Source organism: Pseudomonas sp. F220 (genome assembly GCF_057813935.1).
Genome location: NZ_JBVASJ010000038.1, coordinates 1 through 19,896, shown reverse-complemented (window position 1 = coordinate 19,896; position 19,896 = coordinate 1). Strand labels below are relative to the sequence as shown.

Sequence of the window (19,896 nt, the reverse complement as noted above, 5' to 3'; positions counted from 1 at the left end):
GTACGGTGTACTCGTCCAGGAGATTCCCACATGAACCCCGCAACTTACCCCGCCGCTCAACACGTGATGGTGCTCTACACCGGTGGCACCATCGGCATGCAAGCCAGTGCCCACGGCCTGGCTCCAGCCTCAGGCTTTGAAGCACGGATGCGCGACTACCTCCACAGCCAGCCAGAGCTGGTCGTACCGAACTGGCGCTTCCGGGAAATGGCGCCGCTGATCGACAGCGCCAACATGACGCCCGCCTATTGGCAGCGCCTGCGTGAAGCCGTCATCGACGCAGTCGACGTACAGGGCTGCGACAGCGTACTCATCCTGCACGGCACTGACACCCTCGCTTACAGCGCTGCAGCCATGAGCTTCCAGTTGCTTGGTTTGCATGCGCGGGTGGTGTTTACCGGCTCGATGTTGCCGGCCGGCGTGACCGACAGCGATGCCTGGGAAAACCTCGGCGGTGCGCTGGTTGCATTGGGTCAAGGCCTGGCGCCAGGGGTGCATTTGTACTTCCACGGCGAGCTGCTGGCGCCGACCCGCTGCGCGAAAATTCGCAGCTTTGGTCGTCATCCGTTTGCCACGTTGCAGCGCAATGGTGGCGTGGCCAAGGCGTCGTCAGTTCCGGCTCAGCTGGAATACCGTCAGAGCAAGCAACTGGCCACGGTCGGTGTGTTGCCTCTGTTCCCCGGCATTGGTACCGGACAGCTTGATGGACTGCTCAATAGTGGCATTCAAGGGCTGGTGCTCGAGTGCTTCGGCAGCGGCACCGGACCGAGCGACAACCCCGAGTTCCTCGCCAGCCTGCAACGGGCGCAGGACAAAGGTATCGTGGTGGTAGCGATCACTCAGTGCCATGAAGGCGGGGTGGCGCTGGACGTCTACGAAGCTGGCAGCCGTTTGCGTGGTGTTGGCGTGTTGTCGGGTGGCGGCATGACCCGTGAGGCGGCGTTCGGCAAGTTGCATGCGTTGCTAGGGGCGGGGCTTGAGACTGGTGAGATTCGACGGTTGGTCGAGCAGGATCTTTGTGGGGAGTTGAGCTGAGGCGGGCTTTAGAACCACCCCTCACCCTAGCCCTCTCCCCAGAGGGGCGAGGGGACTGATTGGGGGTTATTCAAGATTTACTGCGAGCTGAAAAACCTGCTTTGAATCCATAATCGACACGGTTTTTCAGGTCGCAGCACACCTGCATACACCTCGGTCAGTCCCCTCTCCCCCGTGGGGAGAGGGCTAGGGTGAGGGGTGGATCTAACTGATGCCCTACAACCCAACGGCACACAACTTGCTCGACTCCAGCATCCCCACGCTGGAACCGAGCATGCTTCACTCCCACCTCACTACCCTCAACGCGGTCTCATTGGTGCTCAGCGCCTTCAAGGCTGAAGGTCTGTCCAGCGAAGCGCTATTGGCCGGCAGCGGCATCAGTGCGGCAGATCTGAGTCGTGCCGACACGCGGATCACCACTAATCAAGAAATGCAGGTCTGCGCCAATGCCGTTGCGCTCAAGCGCGAGATTGGCCTGGAGTTGGGCCGACGCATGCACGTTTCCTCCTACGGCATGCTCGGTTATGCCCTACTCACCAGTGCCACCTTCGGTGACGCTTTGCGTCTGGCGCTACATTATCCGGCGCTGTTGGGAACACTTTTCGAGTTGAGCCTTGAGGAGGATGGCGAGCGCATCTGGCTCACGGCCGGCGACTATCGGGAAAACCCGGCGCTGGCAGTGTTCAACACCGAGTTCTGCCTGGTCTCGATGAAGGTCATCTGCGACGACCTGTTCGGCCACCCGCTACCATTGCTCGGCGCCCGCTTCGAGTATCCCGCACCGGACTACCAGACCCGCTATACCGAGCGTTTCGACTGCCCCTTGCAGTTCGATAGCATGGCCAATGCCTTCGCCTTCGACAAACGCTGGCTCGACCAACCGTTGCCACTGGCCGACACCATCACTCATCAAGCCATGGCCGAGCGCTGCCGCAAGCAGAATCTCGAGTTCACTGGACGTCAGGCGTGGCTTGGGCGAATTCGCCAACTGCTCGCCACGCAACTCAATGCCGCGCCGGGACTTGAGGGTTTGGCCGAGCAAATGAACTGTTCGGCGCGCACTCTGCGCAGGCATCTCAAGGATCTGGGCTGCAGCTATCAGGAGCTGCTCGACGAGCTGCGCTTTGAGCGGGCCAAGCAAATGCTCTGCGAAGATCAGTTGCCGATTTACCAGATCGCCGAAGCCCTGGGTTTCAGTGAAACAGCCAGTTTCCGCCATGCCTTCGTCCGCTGGAGCGGCGTGGCACCGAGTCAGTTCCGCCCTTGAGCAATGCGGTGTCCGGGAGGCCGTCATCGCGAGCAAGCTCGCTCCCACAGAGGATTTTCGGCGCACATGCAGACTGGACTCACTGAAGATCAAATGTGGGAGCGAGCTTGCTCGCGAAGGCGTCCTCAAGAACACCAAAGGCTTCGCAGGCAAACAGGTTCAGTATTCCACGCCCCGAGCTGTGGCAGCTTTTAGCCATTCAGGGGCGAATTTCGGACAAATACTTTGGCCATATTGATCCCCTTTTGGCCGCTCCTGCCGTTCTCTCAAACTCCCCGCGCCGCAAGACTGTGAGCAACCGAATCAGCCTGCGGAGAATAAGAAATGCTGACGATCTACTCGGATGACCACCACCTGCACCACGGCCGCTGTGAACTGATAGACGGGCAGCTCAAGCCCTGCTTCGAAATGCCCTCCCGTGCAGACCATGTACTGCAACGAGTGCAAAACCAGAATCTTGGATCCGTGGAAGCGCCGAAGGATTTTGGCCTCGACCCGATCGCGCGCATACACAGCCACGAGTACCTCGACTTCTTCAAAGGTGCGTGGGCACGCTGGACCGAATTCAATACCGACGGCGACTTGCTGCCCTACACCTGGCCGGCCCGGACGTTGCGCAAAGTGATCCCGAAAAGTCTGCACGGCCAGTTGGGCTATTACAGCTTCGACGGCGGCGCACCGATCACCGCCGGCACCTGGCAAGCGGCGTACAGCGCAGCGCAAGTCGCGCTCACTGCCCAAGCGGTGATCCAGCGCGGCGCTCGCAGTGCTTTCGCCCTCTGCCGGCCACCGGGACACCACGCCGCCAGCGATTTGATGGGTGGTTATTGCTACCTGAACAACGCCGCCATCGCTGCCCAGGCGTTCCTCGATCAAGGCCATAAAAAGGTCGCAATCCTCGACGTCGACTATCACCACGGCAACGGCACTCAATCGATTTTCTACGACCGCAGCGACGTGCTGTTTACCTCGATCCATGGCCATCCGGAAGCCGAGTTTCCGTTCTTCCTGGGCTACGAAGACGAACGCGGTGAGGGTGCTGGCGAAGGGTTCAACTTCAACTACCCGCTGGCCGCCGGCAGCGGCTGGGACAGCTGGAGCGCCGCACTGGAACTGGCCTGCAAAGAGATCGAAAGCTACGACGCCGATGTCGTGGTGGTTTCCCTCGGTGTTGACACTTTCAAGGACGACCCGATCTCCCAGTTCAAGCTCGACAGCCCGGACTACCTGCGCATGGGCGAACGCATCGCGCGTCTCGGCAAGCCGACACTGTTCGTGATGGAAGGCGGTTACGCGGTAGAGGAAATCGGCATTAATGCCGTGAACGTTCTCGAAGGTTTTGAAAGCGCCCAATGAGGAATTAGAACAATGAACAGACTCAAGCGTTTTATCGCTCCAGCCCTGTGCGCCACGGTGCTCAGTGGTGCCGTTCACGCAGAAGAACGAACGTTGCGCGTCTACAACTGGTTCGACTACATCACTCCAAAAGCCCTGGAAGACTTCAAGGCCCAGAACACCCAGACCAAACTGGTCTACGACATCTTCGACACCAACGAATCGCTGGAGGCCAAGCTGCTGACCGGTAACTCCGGGTATGACGTGGTGGTGCCGTCCAACGTGTTCCTCGCCAAGCAGATTGAAGCCGGGGTGTTCCAGCCGCTGGACCGCAGCAAACTGCCAAACTGGAACCACCTTGATCCCAAGCTGATGAAGCTGATCGAAGCCAACGACCCAGGCAACAAATTTGCCGTGCCGTACATGTACGGGACCATCCTGATTGGCTTCAACCCAGATAAGGTCAAGACTGCACTGGGCGCCAACGCGCCGGTGGACAGCTGGGACCTGATCTTCAAGGAAGAGAACATCAGCAAGCTCAAGCAGTGCGGCGTCGCCCTGCTCGACTCGCCGTCGGAGATCCTGCCGCTGGCCCTGCAACACCTCGGCCTGGACCCGAACAGCAAAAAGCCTGCGGACTACGACAAGGCTGAAGCGCTGTTGATGAAGATCCGTCCGTACATCACCTACTTCCACTCCTCCAAATACATGGCCGATATCGCCAACGGTGACATCTGCGTCGCGATCGGTTATTCCGGCAGCTTCTCCCAGGCCGCCAACCGCGCCAAGGAAGCCAAGAACGGTGTGATCGTCGATATGCGCCTGCCAAAAGAAGGCGCGCCGATCTGGTTCGACATGCTGTCGATCCCTAAAGGCGCCAAGGACCCGGAGGAGGCTTACACCTTTATCAACTACCTGCTGCAACCGAAAGTGATCGCACCGATCAGCGACTTCGTTGGCTACCCGAACCCGAACAAGGACGCCACCGAACTGGTCGACCCGGCGATCCGCAACAACCCCAACCTGTACCCGACGGAAACGGCGATGGCCACGCTCTACACCCTGCGACCCTTGCCCCGTGATGCAGAACGGGCAAGGACTCGGGCCTGGACCAAGATCAAGTCCGGCACGTAATACGGATGGTTGCGGGAATAAACCTGCGCGGGCTTGCCCGCTCCCACACAAACCAAAGGCCCGCCACCGTGCGGGTCTTTCAATTCCAGACGCGTCGTAACCGCGCCAGCGCCGCCTCAATGGCCAGTTCCGGCACCGCCGCAAACCCGAGCACCAACCCTGCCTGCCCCTCCACTGGCGTACGAGAATCCGGCAACCAGTAACTGCTCAACCCATTGATCTCCACATCGACACTCGCCGCTTGTTCGACCAACTCGCGCTCGCGGGCCAGGCTGTCCACCCGCACAGTCAGATGCAAACCCGCCGCCACACTGGGCAAACTGCCGACACCCGGGATATCTGCCGGCCAACCGGCCAACAACGCATTGCGTCGACTCAACGCCGCGCGGCGCATACGACGGATATGCCGCTGAAAATGCCCGGCAGCCATGAACTCGGCCATCACCGCCTGAGTGCTGACTTCCGAATGGCGCACATCCACCGCCCGGCGCTGGGCGAAGGCCTCCACCAGCCCTGGCGGCAACACCAGATAGCCCAGCCTTAGCGCTGGAAATGCAACCTTGCCGAACGTCCCGACATACAGCACCCGCCCTTGCCGATCCAGCGCCGCCAGCGGTGCCAGCGGCGCGCCGCTGTAACGGTATTCGCCGTCATAGTCGTCCTCGACGATCCAGCCTTGCGTGCGCTCGGCCCAGGCCAGCAACTCCAGACGCCGTGCCAGGCTCATGATCACCCCGGTCGGGTACTGGTGGGACGGGGTGACATAGGCCAGGCGACAATCGCTGAATGTCGCCAGTTCGGCGCAGTCCATACCCTCGTTGTCCACGGCCACACCGCGTAATTGCGCCCCCGCCACGGCAAAGGCATGACCGGCAGCGCGATAGCCGGGGTTTTCCACAGCCACCCCATCGCCGGGTTCCACGAGCAGCTGTGCACAAAGGCTAATTCCCTGCTGCGCGCCACTGGTGATCACAATTTGTTCAGCGCTGCACTGCATGCCTCGAGAGCTGCGTAAATACGCCGCAATCAAACCGCGCAAGCGAGCATCGCCTTCGGGAGCGCCATAGCACAGTTGCTGTAAATCCGGCTTTCGCCAGAAAGCCGCATTCAGCTTGGCCCAGACCTCGAACGGGAACAGATCGAAGGCCGGTATTCCAACCCGAAAAGCTCGCGGCGGGCCACTGGGTGGCCTGGCCAAATGGTGCTTATCAACAAGCCCCAGCGCCCCACTGTGGATAACTTTACTGGATGTAATCACAGGTAAATCAAGCCGATTTGTGGATAACCCTGTGGGTAAGCCTGTTGAAAACCCTGTGGATACATTTGTGGATACATTTGTGGATAGTTTTTTTACTGGCAGCGAGGTTTCCGGTAACTGCGCCACGTAAGTACCGTCGCCTACCCGCCCTTCGATAAACCCTTCGGCATACAACTGATCGTAAGCACGAACTACGCTGTTACGAGAGATCGACAGGGCCGCAGCCAAATCCCGACTGGCCGGCAAACGCGTGCCACTGGCCAGGCGACCGTCAAGCACTCGTACCCGCAACGCCTGATAGAGCTGACGGCTCAAGCCCTGGCGACGGTCGAGCTCAATACCCGCGGGGTTGAACGACAAGGACAGCAGCGGATTGCTCATCGCAGTGGACCTTTGGAAATGGACCTATGAAATTGGCCATTAATGGCTCTTACAACAGACCAATAGCCTGCCTAGGATGCAGGCATTCGCCAAGGAAAATTTCTATGTACACACCCAGCGCATTTGCCGAAGAAGACGTGCTGCAACTGCACCAGCAGATCCTCAACACCCGGTTGGCGGTGCTGATCACCCACGGGGAGCAAGGCCTGCAAGCCAGCCATTTACCGCTGCTGCTGAGCCCCGAGCAAGGCCCCAATGGCACCCTCTATGGGCATTTGGCCAGAGCCAATCCGCAATGGCAGGAACTGGAGGCCGGCGCCGAAGCGCTGGTGATCTTCGCCGGGGCCGACGCCTACGTCAGCCCGTCGTTTTACCCGAGCAAAGCTGACCACGGCAAAGTCGTGCCGACCTGGAACTACATCGCCGTGCACGCCTATGGCAGCGCCGAAGTGTTCAGCGACGCGCACCGCTTGCGCAACCTGGTCAGCGCCCTGACCAATCGCCACGAAGCCGGTCGCGCCAAGCCATGGAAAGTCGACGATGCCCCTGCCCACTACATCGATGGCATGCTCAAAGCCATCGTCGGCTTCGCCTTGCCGATCCAGCGCCTGGAAGGTAAACGCAAGCTTAGCCAGAACCGCAGCACCGCAGACATCGCCGGCGTGCGCGAAGGGCTGGCCGCCAGCCCTGACCTGCATGACCAGGCCCTCGCCCACTTGATGCGTTAAGGAATGACCATGAGCCAGATTGATATCCGCCGAGTTACCGCCAGCGACCACGCCGCCTGGTTGCCGTTGTGGCAAGCCTACCTGCGCTTCTACAACACCGAGTTGCCCGACAGCGTCACCCAAAGCACCTGGCAACGTTTTCTCGACCTGAGCGAGCCGACCCACGCGGCCCTCGCCTGGGACGGTGAAAAAGCCGTGGGCATGGTGCATTTCATCTATCACCGCTCCAACTGGAGCATCGAAAACTCCTGCTACTTGCAAGACCTGCTGGTAGTCCCGGAAACACGCGGTACCGGTGTCGGTCGGCAGCTGATCGAATTCGTCTACGACACCGCACGCGCCGACGGTTGTGGCAAGGTCCATTGGCTGACCCACGAGACCAATGCCACGGCTATCCAACTGTACGAGCGCATCGCCGAACGCCCCGGCTTCATCCAGTTTCGCAAAGGCCTTTAAGGTTTAAGGAGAGCAGCATGTCGACTTCACTCGCAGACTGGAAAGGCGTTCCGGCGCCCACGGTGAAACTCATCGAAGGGCGCTTCATCCGCCTGGAAAAACTCGACCCGACACGCCACGGCGATGGCTTGTGGCAAGCACTACAGGGCCCGAATGCCGACCCTAAACTCTGGGACTATCTGCCTTATGGGCCGTTCACCGAGCGCGGTGCGTTCGATGACTGGCTAAACAACCACGCGGCCAACAGCGACCCGTATTTCTTCAGTGTGATCGACCGCGCCAGCGGCGACGTCCAGGGCATTCTCAGCCTGATGTCGATCGTCCCGGCCCAAGGTCGGATCGAAATCGGCCACGTCACCTTCGGCGCGCCGATGCAGCGTTCGCCGAAAAGTACCGAAGCGATTTACCTGCTGGCCAAAGAGTCTTTTGCGTTGGGGTACCGTCGTCTGGAGTGGAAGTGCAACAACGATAACGCCCGCTCCAAGCAAGCGGCTGAACGCCTTGGATTCACTTACGAAGGCGTGTTCCGCCAGCACATGGTGGTCAAGGGCCAAAACCGCGACACCACCTGGTACTCGATCCTCGATTCGGAATGGCCGGCAATCGGGGCCGGATTTGAGAAGTGGTTGAGCGAGGAAAATCAGACGGGGTCTGGGCAGGTCAAGACATTGGTGGAGTGTCGGGGGTTGAGCCGTTAAATTTCCAGCGTCTGACAAACCGCCATCGCCCGGACAACAGATAAAAAAAGGGGAGCACATGCCCCCCCGAGGTTTAAAGCGTTGTAGTCAAAGGCTGTAGATCAGCCTTCGATCTCGATCAGGATTTCGCCCGGGTTGACCCGGTCGCCCTTAGCCACGTGGATGGCGGTGACCTTGCCGGCGATGGCCGATTGAACTTCGGTTTCCATCTTCATCGCTTCGGTGATCAGCACGGCCTGGCCGGCTTTCACCATGTCGCCTTCCTTGACCAGCACGTCGACGATGTTGCCCGGCATGTTGGTGCTGACGTGGCCCGGGGCAGTGGCTTGTTTGCGCTTGCTGCTACCGCCGCTGACGAATTCGTTGAGCGGCTCAAACACCACTTCTTCCGGCATGCCGTCGATGGAAAGGTAGAAGTGACGCTTGCCTTCCGACTTGACGCCAACACCGGTGATGTCGACGCGGTAGGTTTCACCGTGAACATCGATGACGAATTCGGTCGGTACGCCTTCACCACCGGCCGAGGTCACGCCGCCGACTTCTGGAATCGGCAACAGCACTTCTGGCGTCAGGGTGCCGGCTTCGCGCTCTTCAAGGAATTTACGGCCGATGTCCGGGAACATGGCGTAGGTCAGCACGTCTTCTTCGGACTTGGCCAACGCACCGATGTCGCCACGCAGCTTGGCCATTTCTGGCTTCAGCAAATCGGCCGGACGCACGTCGATCACGTCTTCGCTGCCGATGGCCTGGCGACGCAGCTTCTCGTTCACCGTGCCCGGCGCCTTGCCGTAGCCGCCTTGCAGATAGAGCTTCACTTCGTTGGTGATGGTTTTGTAGCGCTCGCCGGCCAGCACGTTGAAGAACGCCTGGGTGCCGACGATCTGCGAGGTCGGGGTCACCAGCGGCGGGAAGCCGAGGTCTTCACGGACCCGTGGGATCTCCGCCAGCACTTCGCTCATGCGGTTCAGCGCGCCCTGCTCTTTCAACTGGTTGGCCAGGTTGGAAATCATCCCGCCCGGCACCTGGTTGACTTGCACACGGGTGTCGACCGCGGTGAATTCGCTTTCGAACTGGTGATACTTCTTACGCACAGCGTAGAAGTACAGACCGATTTCCTGCAACAGCTCCAGGCTCAGGCCAGTGTCGAACTCGCTGCCTTTAAGGGCCGCGACCATCGATTCGGTACCCGGGTGGCTGGTGCCCCAGGCAAAGCTGGAGATCGCGGTGTCGATATGGTCGGCGCCGTTTTCGATGGCCTTGAGCTGGCACATTGAGGCCAGGCCAGCGGTGTCGTGGGAGTGGATGAACACTGGCAGCGATTGCTCGCTTTTCAGCGCCTTGACCAGCTCGCCAGTAGCGTACGGGGTCAGCAGGCCAGCCATGTCCTTGATCGCAACGGAGTCGCAACCCATGGCTTCCATTTGCTTGGCCTGTTCCACGAACGCCTTGATGGTGTGCACCGGGCTGGTGGTGTAGGCAATGGTGCCCTGGGCGTGTTTGCCGGCGGCTTTCACCGCTTCGATGGCCACGCGCAGGTTACGCACGTCGTTCATGGCATCGAAGATGCGGAACACGTCGATACCGTTGACGGCGGCCTTGGCGACGAACGCTCTGACCACATCGTCGCTGTAATGGCGATAGCCCAGCAGGTTCTGGCCGCGCAGAAGCATTTGCAGACGTGTGTTAGGCAACGCCGCACGCAGTTTGCGCAGGCGCTCCCACGGGTCTTCCTTGAGGAAGCGTACGCAGGCGTCGAAGGTCGCGCCACCCCAGACTTCCAGCGACCAGTAGCCGACCTTGTCGAGCTTGTCGCAGATCGGCAGCATGTCTTCGGTGCGCATGCGGGTCGCCAGCAACGATTGGTGGGCGTCACGCAGGATGGTGTCAGTTACATGAATCTTGGACATTGTTGTATTCCTCACAGGCCTGCGTGGGCGGCGATGGCGGCGGCGATGGCCAGGGCCAGCTCTTCGGGTTTGCGCTTGATCGAGTAGTTGGTCAGTTCAGGATGGCTTTCAACGAAACTGGTGTTGAACTGACCGCTACGGAATTCCGGGTTACGCAGGATTTCCTGGTAATAGGCGGCAGTGGTCTTGACCCCTTGCAGACGCATGTCGTCCAAGGCGCGCAAGCCACGGTCCATCGCTTCTTCCCAGGTCAACGCCCACACCACCAGCTTCAGACACATGGAATCGTAGTACGGCGGGATGGTGTAACCGGTGTAGATCGCCGTGTCGGTACGCACACCGGGGCCGCCGGGCGCGTAGTAACGGGTGATCTTGCCGAAGCTCGGCAGGAAGTTGTTTTTCGGGTCTTCGGCGTTGATCCGGAATTGCAGCGCGAAACCGCGATGCTGAATGTCTTCCTGTTTCACCGAAAGCGGCAGACCGGAGGCGATGCGAATCTGCTCGCGAACGATGTCGATGCCGGTGATTTCTTCGGTGATGGTGTGCTCCACCTGCACCCGGGTGTTCATCTCCATGAAGTACACCTCGCCCTCGGCGAGCAGGAACTCCACAGTACCCGCGTTCTCGTAACCCACGGCCTTGGCTGCGCGCACCGACAGATCACCAATATAGGCGCGCTGTTCAGGGGTCAGTTGCGGGCTCGGGGCGATCTCGATCAGCTTCTGGTTGCGACGCTGGATCGAGCAATCGCGCTCGAACAGGTGCACCACGTTGCCAAAGCTGTCGCCGAGGATCTGCGCTTCGATGTGCTTGGGATTGACGATGCATTTTTCCAGGAAGACTTCCGCCGAGCCAAAGGCCTTGGTCGCTTCGGAAATCACCCGCGGGAACGCTTGTTCCAGTTCTTCACGGCTGTTGCAGCGGCGAATACCGCGGCCGCCACCACCGGAGGTGGCTTTGAGCATGACCGGATAACCGATGCGATCGCCTTCGACCAACGCTTCAGCGATGTCCGCGACGTTGCCTTCAGTACCCGGCGTCACCGGCACGCCGGCCTTGATCATGCTGCGGCGCGCTTCAGTCTTGTCGCCCATGCGGCGAATCACTTCTGCCGACGGACCGATGAATTTGATACCGCGTTCGGCACAGATGTCTGCCAGCTCGGCGTTTTCCGACAGGAAACCGTAACCGGGGTGCAGTGCGTCGCAACCGGTTTCCACTGCCAGGTTCACCAGCTTGCGCGGGTTCAGGTAGCCGGCCAGCGGTTCGGCACCAATGCTGTGGGCTTCATCCGCGCGCTTCACATGCAGGGCATGGCGATCGGCGTCGGAATAGATCGCGACCGAGCGAATGCCCATCTCGGCGCAGGCACGCACGATTCGTACGGCAATCTCACCACGGTTGGCGATCAGGATCTTTTTTATCACTTTGAGGTTCCCTTGAGCCGATTGCACCAACGACCCGCTAGACCAGGTCGGCGCGTGACTAAATGTTTCAAGCCAGTCGCGTCACCACACTAGCCCCCTCAATGGATTAACAAAAATCAATAATAATTGGGTCGCCCATAAGTAAAGACTTATAGTTGACTCATCAGCCTGCGACCAGAGTTTCTAAAAATGCGTAAGTCCTTGATGCGTATGACATTGCGTCAGCTTCAAATTTTCAATGAGGTTTGCGATTTACGCTCATACAGCCGCGCGGCAGAGGAAATGTCGCTCACGCAGCCAGCCGTCAGCCTGCAAATTCGTCAGTTGGAAGAGCTGATTGGTCAGCCATTGTTCGATTATGTCGGCAAAAAACTCTACATGACCGAGGCTGCCGAGGCTTTGCAACGAGCTAGTCGAGATATTTTCGGACGCCTGGAAAACCTCGATATGCAGCTCTCGGACATGCAGGGTTCGCTGCAGGGGCAGCTGAAACTGGCAGTGGAATCCAGCGCCAAGTACTTCGTACCGCACCTGTTCGCCGCTTTCAAGCGTCAGCATCCGGAGGTCAACCTGCACCTGACGGTGATCAACCGCGCGCAGGCTATTCGGCGTCTGTCGGATAACCGCGACGACCTGGTGATCATGTCCATGGTGCCGCAGGACATGGGCCTGGAGTTTCTGCCGTTCCTCAACAACCCGATCATCGCCGTGGCGCCGCCGGAGCATCCGCTGTGCCACATGGGGCCGCTGCGTTTGCAGGATCTGGAGCCGTATACGCTGCTGTTGCGCGAACAAGGCTCGGGCACGCGGTTGGCGTGTGAGGAGTATTTCAAGGAGAAACGTGTGCACTTTACGCAAACCCTGGAAGTTGCTTCAGCCGAAGCTCAGCGCGAGTGCGTGGTGGCAGGTTTGGGCGTAGCGTTGCTGACGCGCCACGCCCTGAACCTTGAGTTGGCAACCGGCACACTCAAGGAGTTGCCGGTGGAGGAGTTACCGCTGTACCGCAGTTGGTGTGTGGTGCAGGCCAAAGCCAAGCGCCTGTCACCGGTGGCGCATGCGTTCCTGGGATTTATCCGCAGCGAACGGGTGCAAATCAGCGGGCTGGTTGAGCGTTTCGACGGGAAGTTGCTGGCGCTGCCTGCCAGTAATTGAGCTCCACCAAGTCGGGGAATTCGCCAATCTCGGCGAGCAACTGACGCTGCTCACAACGGTGCTCAATCGCGCGACGGAATTCCATGCGGCGCAGGTCTTCTTGCTGACGACGGGATTTAACGACGCTGTTGCGTTCTTCGTAGGACTGGGCCATTTCGAGTCTCCCAAGGCGAGTACGGGAGTTACACGATGGACGTCAGGGATGACGGTTTGGCTGCGCGGGGGTTACAGGGATGTGAACTTTCGGCGCTTTCGAGGACGCCTTCACGAGCAACCAAACGTCGCCTGGCCTTTCCCACAGGGGAACGCAGTCAAATGTGGGGGCGGGCTTGCTCGCGAAAAGGTCGGAACGACCTTCCGGCCATTCCAGATCAGAATCAATCGTCCAGCGCTTTGACCGACTTGGGCGACAGACGCAAGCTGCGCAGGCTGCGCTTAACGCTTTTGAGGTGGTTGACCAGGCTCGGGCCACGGGCCATGGCCACGCCCATCGCCAACACATCGATCACCACAAGGTGAGCAATACGCGAGGTCAGCGGCGTGTAGATTTCGGTGTCTTCATGCACGTCGATCGCCAGATTGACGGTCGACAGCTCGGCCAGCGGCGTCTGGCTCGGGCACAAAGTGATCAGCGTCGCACCGCTTTCGCGGACCAGATTGGCGGTGATCAACAGGTCTTTGGAGCGCCCGGACTGGGAAATACAGATCGCCACGTCGGTAGGCTTCAGTGTCACTGCCGACATCGCCTGCATGTGCGGGTCGGAATAAGCCGCAGCGGTCAGCAGCAAACGAAAAAATTTGTGCTGAGCATCCGCCGCCACCGCGCCAGACGCACCAAAACCGTAGAACTCCACGCGCTGCGCCTGGGACATGGCAGTGACCGCACGCTGCAAGGCCACCGGGTCGAGCTTCTCGCGCACTTCCATCAGCGTGTGCAGGGTGGTGTCGAAAATTTTCAGGCTGTAGTCGGCAACCGAGTCATCTTCATGGATCGCGAACTGCCCGAAGCTAGCGCCCGCCGCCAGGCTTTGCGCCAGTTTCAGCTTCAAATCCTGGAAACCCGAGCAACCGATGGCGCGGCAGAAGCGCACGATGGTCGGCTCGCTGATGCCAACGCTGTGGGCAAGATCGGCCATGGAACTGTGCATCACAGCCGCAGGATCAAGCAGCACATGATCGGCGACCTTGAGCTCCGACTTGCGTAACAGATGGCGTGACTGGGCGATGTGCTGCAACAGATTCAAAGGGCTGGACTCGTTGTTATTGGCAGACGCCGGGGATGTAGCGAGCTTGTAGTTATACTACAAGAATCGGCTTTTTGCCTGCTCAATGCGTAACTGAATCGCCTTATTAACCCCGGTTTTGCCGACGCGCGCTCTATGTAGCAGCTGGCGCAGCCTGCGTCCGAGCGCGCAGCGGTCGCAGAGTGCTTGGCTACACACTTCATGATCATTGAGCTACCGACGTGCACCCAGCATGGCCAGGGGCGACCAACGCCAGAAAGAATGGTCGCAATTGGTAACATTGAAACGAGCGACTCCTCTCGGTAACTACCGGATCAAGTATCCAGGCACCCACTCCGACATAGAAATCACGAAGAACTCAGTTGAACGCTGCAGTTTCGCGCCGTTCATCAATAGGCGATTGTACAAAATGCGAAACCGTGCAAGGCACGTATACACCTATCAAAGCACCCGGAGAAAGGATTCCCAATCCTACATGGAGTCGTCGCACCCTAAACGTCACAGGCATTAACGTTGACATTTTATTTCCAACTTACACAAACGACACTTCTATTTGCTATAACAATAACATCAAGCTAGTAACACCACAAAAATGACCAAGGAAGGTCCACATGTTAATTACCAAATATATCACGACAATGTTTTTATTTCTGACGCTGGGTGTTTATCGTGAATCACTAGCGGAGGAATTTTACTGGCGAGTAGATGGACATGATATTCCATACCCCCAACAACCAAAGCATCCTTCTCCTGATTCAGTTTGTAGATGGCTATATAAGGAATATGACGCCACATGGCTTTACACACCAGCCAAACCCGCAGATGAAAAAAACAAGTGGGAATGCCCGATGTTTTATGGCGATGACTATGATGGTCCAATAACGGTCATACGCTTTGGAGATGCGTGCGAGGCAGGAAAAAACTACAACCAACTAAATGGGCAGTGTGAAATAAAAAGTTTCGGTGGGAGCTGCCCCTCAAGTTTCGCCGGAAACCCTATAGATTTTTCAACAGGGTACAAAACTCAGTCAGAAACAGATTATGCGACTCCTAGAAAAGTCAACCAACCCAATCCAGCCAGCTTTTCAAGAGTTTATAGCAGCGTAAAGGGTGTATGGACTCATAATTATGCGTTCCGACTGATTATAGGTTCCACACTCATCACGCTCACTCATGCCGACGGAAAAGAATCCACTTTCGAAAAAGCAGGCCAGAATTTTTCTCCCAAACACCCAGAGCGCGGAATGTTGACCCGAGAGAACAATCGCTGGCGCTATCAGTCTCCCGATAACTATTTTTATGAATTCGATGATCAAGGGAGATTACTTACTATCAGGAACCTCGGCGCGGCGCAAAACATAGAACACACAGAAAAAAATCTTACCGTGACTGATGCCTACGGCGCTCGCTTGGAAATAACTGAAGACGCGCGAAAACAACCAAAAAAACTTGTATCAGAAAACATTACAATCGACTATATCTACGATAAATACAAACAACTAAAGCAAGTTACTCGCCACTACAAAGCAGGATCCGAGAAAAAGTCGTATTTATACGAGGACCCAAAAAATGCAACACTGCTGACCGCCATCAAGGATGAGCGCGGCATTCGTTACGCCAGTTGGACTTATGATGATCAAGGCCGCGCCATCTCCAGTGAACACGCAGGTGGTGCCGAGAAGATACTAGTCCATTACAACACCGATGGATCAACTACCGTCATCAATGAGCGTGGTAAGAAGACAAACTACATTTTCGATTTCATCCAAGGCATCAAACACATTACCGCGATTAACGGCGAGCCCTCTGCTAATTGCCCGGATAGCAATTCGACCTTTACTTATGATGAACGCGGACTCCTCAAGACCAAGATAGATAACAACGGCAACGTAACCACCTATACCCACAATGATCGCGGTCTGGAAACCTCCCGCACAGAAGCCAGTGGAACGCCTGACTCCAGAACAATTTTCACCGAGTGGCACCCGACTTTATTTTCTCCTGTCCGCGTCACCCAACCGGGCCGACTAATCCAGTACACCTACGACCCTCAAGGACGACAACTCAGTCAAACCGCGACGTCACGCTGATTCAGAAGGATCTGATCATGAAGAAACTAACATTTCGGGCCAGCCTGTTAGCGCTCGCCCTGAGCACCATTTCTGTCGCACCATTTTCGCAAGCCGCAGAGCGCAGTTGGTCTCTCACCTACAATGCTAAAGGCCTGATCGAGTCCTCGGATGGACCCCGAACCGATGTGAACGACATCACTCGCTACGAATACGACGCGAAAGGACAGCTGACACGCGTTATTAACGCGCTCGGGCACGTCACCGAGCTTTCGAATTTCGACTTTATGGGTAACCCACAAACCCTTGTCGATCCCAATGGAGTCGCCTCAACACTGACCTATGCACCGCAAGGCTGGCTAACATCAGTAAGCACTGCCAATAACACCACGCGGTTCGAACACAATGCTGTAGGTGACATCACCAAGCTGATTCGTGGTGACGGTAGCTGGTTGGCCTACACCTGGGACGACGCAAGGCGGCTCACTCGTATCACCAACAGCCTGGAGGAGCAGATCGAATTTGATCTTGATCCAATGGGTAATCGCACCGCAACACGACTGAAAGACAGTGCGGGCAATCTGACGAAACAGCATCGACGGGTATATGACGAACTAGGCCGCCTACTGCACTCAGTGGGTGCTGCTGGCCAAACCAGTCGCATGCAATACGACCTGAACGATAATCCCACCGTCACGACCAATCCTCGTAATTACAGCAATAGCAGAGCCTATGACCCGCTCGACCGGTTAGTGAAGAACACTGACCCGCTAAACGGCACCACTCGTTTTGAATACGACGCTCAAGACAATCTCATACAAGTCAACGACCCGCGCGGAGTGATCACTCGATATCAATATGACAGCCTCGGTAACCTGACTCATCTGGTCAGCCCCGACAGTGGCACCAACACCTATAAACATGACGCCGCTGGCAACATCACACAAAAGACTGACGCCCGCGGCGTAGTCACGTCTTTCACCTACGATGCCCTCAATCGTTTGACAGCTCGCCGTTTCCCGGCCAAGCCGCAACTGGATACCCGGTTCCACTACGACGCGGTTGCCGAGGGTAACAAAGGCATCGGCCGACTGACTGCAGTAGAAGACATCAATGGTGTGCTGAGTTACACCTACGATGAGCAAGGTAACCTCACCGGACAACTGCATGTTCTGCCAGCGAACGAAGTCACTCGGTCCGCTAACCTCGGCTATGGGTACGACGGAGCCAATCGACTGATTCGCATCGACTACCCGTCCGGCTTCAGCATCGACTATCTTCGCAACTCCGCCGGGCAGGTCAACCAGGTACAAATGCGGGTTGGCACAGATGAACCGATCAACTTCGCCCGTGACCTCAGTTATTTACCTTTCGGCCCGCTTAAAAGCCTGACCTGGAACAATGGCACCACACTTCAACGTAACTATGACCAGGACTATCAGTTGACAGCACAAACTGTCGCTGGCTGGAGCAACATTTATAACTACGATGCCAACGGCAACATCACCCAGATACAAAATAGTCTGCTCGGCGATCTGAGCTACAGCTACAACGCGTTGGACCGCCTGACAGAAGAGGCAAATACCAGCCAACAGCAAACCTTCACCTATGACGCTGCGAGCAATCGCACCGAAAAAACCCTCACGCCTCTAATCGAAGGTCAGGCGCGAGACAGTGCCACCACTGATTATCGGTATGGCGCCAGCAACAACCGTTTGAGCCAAATCGACGACCAATTGGTAATCGCTGATGCGGCAGGCAATCTGACCCAAGACCGCGCTGATCGTCAATTGACCTACGACGAACAAAATCGCCTGACCAGCGTGAAAAACGGCAACCTGACCCTGGCCGAGTTTCGCTATAACGCTCTGGGTCAGCGCACCCGGAAAATCACCCCACAAGGTAATACCACATTCCTCTACGGGCCTGATGGGCAACTGCTGGGCGAAACCGCGTTCGACAGCAAAGGCAAAAAGCTAACGAGTCAATACTATGTCTGGCTCGATGATTCACCGCTGGGTGGTGTGAGCGTGGGCTACGGCGAGCAAGGCGCACTTGCCAACAGCACCCCGTTTTATCTCCACAGCGACCACCTCAACACGCCGCGTATCGCCACCAACGCCAGCCGGCAAACGGTTTGGCGCTGGAAGTCCGATGCCTTTGGCGTCGGACAAGCCAGCGGTAGCCTGACCTTGAACCTCCGTTTCCCTGGTCAGTATTACGATGCGGAGAGTGGGTTGTACTATAACTATTTCCGGGATTACGATCCGGAAACGGGGCGCTATGTCCAAAGTGATCCGATTGGGCTGAATGGCGGCCTAAATACCTATGCCTACGTGGAAGGCAACCCACTTAAGTACATTGACCCGACCGGGCAAAGCGCACTTTTGATCCTTGGTGCCGAAGCGGGCGCTGCAGCTGGCACATTTGTATGCCCAGGTGTAGGGACCGCTATTGGCGGTGCTATTGGTGCTGGCCTGGGCGCCGGGTTGGGTTGGTATCTCGGGGACAAGCTATTCAACGAATCTGCCAATGATGTTGCGAATGAAGCGAGTACAGGCAGAGAAAAAAATGTCCCCAACCGGGCGAACCCTGACGAAGTAATAGAAGGCCGACGCAGGACAAGGGAATATGACTCAGAAGGAAAGCCCAAAAGGGACTATGACAAGCCACACCAAGGTCATGAGTCACCGCATGTACATGAATGGGAAGACGGACGTAGAGAGCACCCCGGACGTGATTACTCACCGATACAATAGGAAGGAATGACATGGATAATTGGGATATTTTAATCGAATCAACTATTGACGGAATAAAAGTTGATACATTGAAAAAAGAAGTGATTATTGATGTTACTTATGCAGCATCGGGAAAAGGCAGAGCACAAATTATCGCAACTGATGTTGATGATTTCACTATGAATGAAATGCGACTTTCCAATATTATTGATCGAGTGAGCATTATTGATAATAGCAACTTTGGCGATTTTGATCTTGATGTAGCTCGACGCTTATTTTTTTTAATACGAGGTCGGGAGCCAACCCGAACTGAACTTGATTGGGATGTATTAAAAAGAAAAACCGATTGTATTCGAGATGGAGAATTAAAACTTATGGAGGTTGAACCGGTTTATGGTGCGACCATAATAATGTTGGCCAAGAGCTTTAAACTTGAGTAAATAGGCCTTGGTCTATTTATTGGTCCCAGCTCCCCGACCTGAACTCTTTGTTCCAGCTCGGCCACGACATCCTCGATCTTTGCCCAACCGTTAGCATATTCATAAAATCACGAGATAGCTTCAGCCTCTCAACGCGCTGACAAAGGGCCGGCTTCCGAACATAACAAAATAAGGAAATGGGGTGATCGTTCATTCGAATGACCCAAAAATAACGGAGATAGCCGTATGGATGTTGTTTATATAGTTACACACACGAATGAGCTGCCCGACGGACAAGAAGATATAAAGTTTATAGGTGTCTATGACTCTAAGGAATCGGCTGAAAAGGCTGTAGAAAGAGCAAGTCTTAAAGCTGGGTTTTCTGAGACTAAAGAGGGCTTTTTTATTGAAGGGTATCAGCTTGGGAAAGACCATTGGACGGAAGGTTTTTTCACCTATATTCCGAGCGAAGATCATGAATGAGTGAAATCACTCTAGTGTGCTGTTTTCGAAATAACTTGCCCCTCCATCTGCGTCTCCATCGCCTCGCGTGCTCGCCGTATCTTGCTCAAAATTTCCTCGCCCTTTGCGTTCCAAACGTACCGGGTCGGTCGTGCGTTCCGTAATGCTAGGAAGGCGGTAATCGAG

General features: G+C 56.7%; 17 protein-coding genes and 1 pseudogene. 12 read left to right on the top strand and 6 right to left on the bottom strand.

Annotated elements, in window-relative coordinates; translation table 11 throughout:
• The first annotated feature begins 30 nt into the window (after positions 1 to 30).
• The 4 genes from ACZYSM_RS24365 to ACZYSM_RS24350 all read left to right on the top strand — a co-directional run bounded on the left by ACZYSM_RS24365 (position 31) and on the right by ACZYSM_RS24350 (position 4,771).
• The gene (locus ACZYSM_RS24365) at positions 31 to 1,035 is read left to right on the top strand and encodes an asparaginase (protein WP_489075429.1); all 1,005 of its coding nucleotides are present in this window, start codon (positions 31 to 33) and stop codon (positions 1,033 to 1,035) included.
• A 274-nt stretch (positions 1,036 to 1,309) separates the two neighbouring features.
• On the top strand, positions 1,310 to 2,302 hold the full coding sequence (locus ACZYSM_RS24360; protein ID WP_489075473.1) for an AraC family transcriptional regulator: 993 nt from the start codon (positions 1,310 to 1,312) through the stop codon (positions 2,300 to 2,302).
• 324 nt (positions 2,303 to 2,626) lie between these two features.
• Positions 2,627 to 3,658 (top strand): histone deacetylase family protein, encoded by a 1,032-nt coding sequence (locus tag ACZYSM_RS24355; RefSeq protein ID WP_489075427.1) that lies wholly within the window; start codon positions 2,627 to 2,629, stop codon positions 3,656 to 3,658.
• A gap of 12 nt (positions 3,659 to 3,670) precedes the next feature.
• Positions 3,671 to 4,771, top strand: a complete 1,101-nt coding sequence (locus tag ACZYSM_RS24350; protein ID WP_489075425.1) for a polyamine ABC transporter substrate-binding protein — start codon at positions 3,671 to 3,673, stop codon at positions 4,769 to 4,771.
• Positions 4,772 to 4,850: 79 nt separating this feature from the next.
• Here the strand turns inward: ACZYSM_RS24350 and pdxR are convergent, their stop codons facing one another.
• On the bottom strand, positions 4,851 to 6,410 hold the full coding sequence (gene pdxR, locus ACZYSM_RS24345; RefSeq protein WP_489075422.1) for a MocR-like pyridoxine biosynthesis transcription factor PdxR: 1,560 nt from the start codon (positions 6,408 to 6,410) through the stop codon (positions 4,851 to 4,853).
• A gap of 104 nt (positions 6,411 to 6,514) precedes the next feature.
• On the opposite strand from pdxR, the gene ACZYSM_RS24340 reads away from it, so the two are divergent.
• The 3 genes from ACZYSM_RS24340 to ACZYSM_RS24330 are packed head-to-tail and all read left to right on the top strand — an operon-like array spanning position 6,515 to position 8,292.
• The gene (locus tag ACZYSM_RS24340; protein WP_489075420.1) at positions 6,515 to 7,138 is read left to right on the top strand and encodes an FMN-binding negative transcriptional regulator; all 624 of its coding nucleotides are present in this window, start codon (positions 6,515 to 6,517) and stop codon (positions 7,136 to 7,138) included.
• 9 nt (positions 7,139 to 7,147) lie between these two features.
• Positions 7,148 to 7,594, top strand: coding sequence for a GNAT family N-acetyltransferase (locus ACZYSM_RS24335; RefSeq protein ID WP_489075418.1), 447 nt, complete (start codon positions 7,148 to 7,150; stop codon positions 7,592 to 7,594).
• Positions 7,595 to 7,611: 17 nt separating this feature from the next.
• A complete protein-coding gene (locus ACZYSM_RS24330; RefSeq protein WP_489075416.1) occupies positions 7,612 to 8,292 on the top strand; it encodes a GNAT family N-acetyltransferase in 681 nt (226 codons plus the stop codon).
• 101 nt (positions 8,293 to 8,393) lie between these two features.
• Here the strand turns inward: ACZYSM_RS24330 and oadA are convergent, their stop codons facing one another.
• Both oadA and ACZYSM_RS24320 read right to left on the bottom strand, forming a co-directional pair.
• On the bottom strand, positions 8,394 to 10,199 hold the full coding sequence (oadA, locus tag ACZYSM_RS24325) for a sodium-extruding oxaloacetate decarboxylase subunit alpha (protein ID WP_489075414.1): 1,806 nt from the start codon (positions 10,197 to 10,199) through the stop codon (positions 8,394 to 8,396).
• Positions 10,200 to 10,210: 11 nt separating this feature from the next.
• Positions 10,211 to 11,626, bottom strand: coding sequence for an acetyl-CoA carboxylase biotin carboxylase subunit (locus ACZYSM_RS24320; protein ID WP_489075412.1), 1,416 nt, complete (start codon positions 11,624 to 11,626; stop codon positions 10,211 to 10,213).
• Positions 11,627 to 11,815: 189 nt separating this feature from the next.
• Between ACZYSM_RS24320 and ACZYSM_RS24315 the strand changes: the two genes are divergently transcribed.
• Positions 11,816 to 12,778: a LysR family transcriptional regulator gene (locus ACZYSM_RS24315; protein ID WP_489075410.1), complete on the top strand. Its 963-nt coding sequence runs from the start codon at positions 11,816 to 11,818 to the stop codon at positions 12,776 to 12,778.
• Here the strand turns inward: ACZYSM_RS24315 and ACZYSM_RS24310 are convergent.
• Positions 12,720 to 12,932 carry a PA3496 family putative envelope integrity protein gene (locus tag ACZYSM_RS24310; protein ID WP_489075408.1) on the bottom strand — a complete coding sequence of 71 codons (213 nt, stop codon included), beginning with the start codon at positions 12,930 to 12,932 and terminating at the stop codon, positions 12,720 to 12,722. The two genes, ACZYSM_RS24315 and ACZYSM_RS24310, sit on opposite strands and share 59 nt — an antisense overlap.
• A 223-nt stretch (positions 12,933 to 13,155) precedes the next feature.
• Complete coding sequence (gene hexR, locus ACZYSM_RS24305) at positions 13,156 to 14,022, bottom strand: transcriptional regulator HexR (protein ID WP_419114035.1); 867 nt, start codon at positions 14,020 to 14,022, stop codon at positions 13,156 to 13,158.
• A gap of 611 nt (positions 14,023 to 14,633) precedes the next feature.
• Here hexR and ACZYSM_RS24300 point away from each other — a divergent pair.
• From ACZYSM_RS24300 to ACZYSM_RS24285, 4 genes are all read left to right on the top strand, one after another.
• Positions 14,634 to 16,112: an RHS repeat domain-containing protein gene (locus ACZYSM_RS24300; RefSeq protein WP_489075405.1), complete on the top strand. Its 1,479-nt coding sequence runs from the start codon at positions 14,634 to 14,636 to the stop codon at positions 16,110 to 16,112.
• A gap of 17 nt (positions 16,113 to 16,129) precedes the next feature.
• Complete coding sequence (locus tag ACZYSM_RS24295; RefSeq protein ID WP_489075403.1) at positions 16,130 to 18,850, top strand: RHS repeat-associated core domain-containing protein; 2,721 nt, start codon at positions 16,130 to 16,132, stop codon at positions 18,848 to 18,850.
• 11 nt (positions 18,851 to 18,861) lie between these two features.
• A complete protein-coding gene (locus ACZYSM_RS24290; RefSeq protein ID WP_489075401.1) occupies positions 18,862 to 19,269 on the top strand; it encodes a hypothetical protein in 408 nt (135 codons plus the stop codon).
• 225 nt (positions 19,270 to 19,494) lie between these two features.
• Positions 19,495 to 19,731: a DUF7336 domain-containing protein gene (locus ACZYSM_RS24285; RefSeq protein ID WP_489075399.1), complete on the top strand. Its 237-nt coding sequence runs from the start codon at positions 19,495 to 19,497 to the stop codon at positions 19,729 to 19,731.
• An 11-nt stretch (positions 19,732 to 19,742) separates the two neighbouring features.
• Here the strand turns inward: ACZYSM_RS24285 and ACZYSM_RS24280 are convergent.
• Positions 19,743 to 19,896: pseudogene (locus ACZYSM_RS24280) on the bottom strand (IS630 family transposase); the annotation flags it as partial.

What these genes read in the sequence shown, in the direction of transcription:
- ACZYSM_RS24365 (WP_489075429.1), top strand. Translation starts at nt 31, where the DNA reads ATGAACCCCGCAACTTACCCCGCCGCTCAACACGTGATGGTGCTCTAC.
- ACZYSM_RS24360 (WP_489075473.1), top strand. Translation starts at nt 1,310, where the DNA reads ATGCTTCACTCCCACCTCACTACCCTCAACGCGGTCTCATTGGTGCTC.
- ACZYSM_RS24355 (WP_489075427.1), top strand. Translation starts at nt 2,627, where the DNA reads ATGCTGACGATCTACTCGGATGACCACCACCTGCACCACGGCCGCTGT.
- ACZYSM_RS24350 (WP_489075425.1), top strand. Translation starts at nt 3,671, where the DNA reads ATGAACAGACTCAAGCGTTTTATCGCTCCAGCCCTGTGCGCCACGGTG.
- pdxR (WP_489075422.1), bottom strand. Translation starts at nt 6,410, where the DNA reads ATGAGCAATCCGCTGCTGTCCTTGTCGTTCAACCCCGCGGGTATTGAG.
- ACZYSM_RS24340 (WP_489075420.1), top strand. Translation starts at nt 6,515, where the DNA reads ATGTACACACCCAGCGCATTTGCCGAAGAAGACGTGCTGCAACTGCAC.
- ACZYSM_RS24335 (WP_489075418.1), top strand. Translation starts at nt 7,148, where the DNA reads ATGAGCCAGATTGATATCCGCCGAGTTACCGCCAGCGACCACGCCGCC.
- ACZYSM_RS24330 (WP_489075416.1), top strand. Translation starts at nt 7,612, where the DNA reads ATGTCGACTTCACTCGCAGACTGGAAAGGCGTTCCGGCGCCCACGGTG.
- oadA (WP_489075414.1), bottom strand. Translation starts at nt 10,199, where the DNA reads ATGTCCAAGATTCATGTAACTGACACCATCCTGCGTGACGCCCACCAA.
- ACZYSM_RS24315 (WP_489075410.1), top strand. Translation starts at nt 11,816, where the DNA reads ATGCGTAAGTCCTTGATGCGTATGACATTGCGTCAGCTTCAAATTTTC.
- ACZYSM_RS24310 (WP_489075408.1), bottom strand. Translation starts at nt 12,932, where the DNA reads ATGGCCCAGTCCTACGAAGAACGCAACAGCGTCGTTAAATCCCGTCGT.
- ACZYSM_RS24300 (WP_489075405.1), top strand. Translation starts at nt 14,634, where the DNA reads ATGTTAATTACCAAATATATCACGACAATGTTTTTATTTCTGACGCTG.
- ACZYSM_RS24295 (WP_489075403.1), top strand. Translation starts at nt 16,130, where the DNA reads ATGAAGAAACTAACATTTCGGGCCAGCCTGTTAGCGCTCGCCCTGAGC.
- ACZYSM_RS24290 (WP_489075401.1), top strand. Translation starts at nt 18,862, where the DNA reads ATGGATAATTGGGATATTTTAATCGAATCAACTATTGACGGAATAAAA.
- ACZYSM_RS24285 (WP_489075399.1), top strand. Translation starts at nt 19,495, where the DNA reads ATGGATGTTGTTTATATAGTTACACACACGAATGAGCTGCCCGACGGA.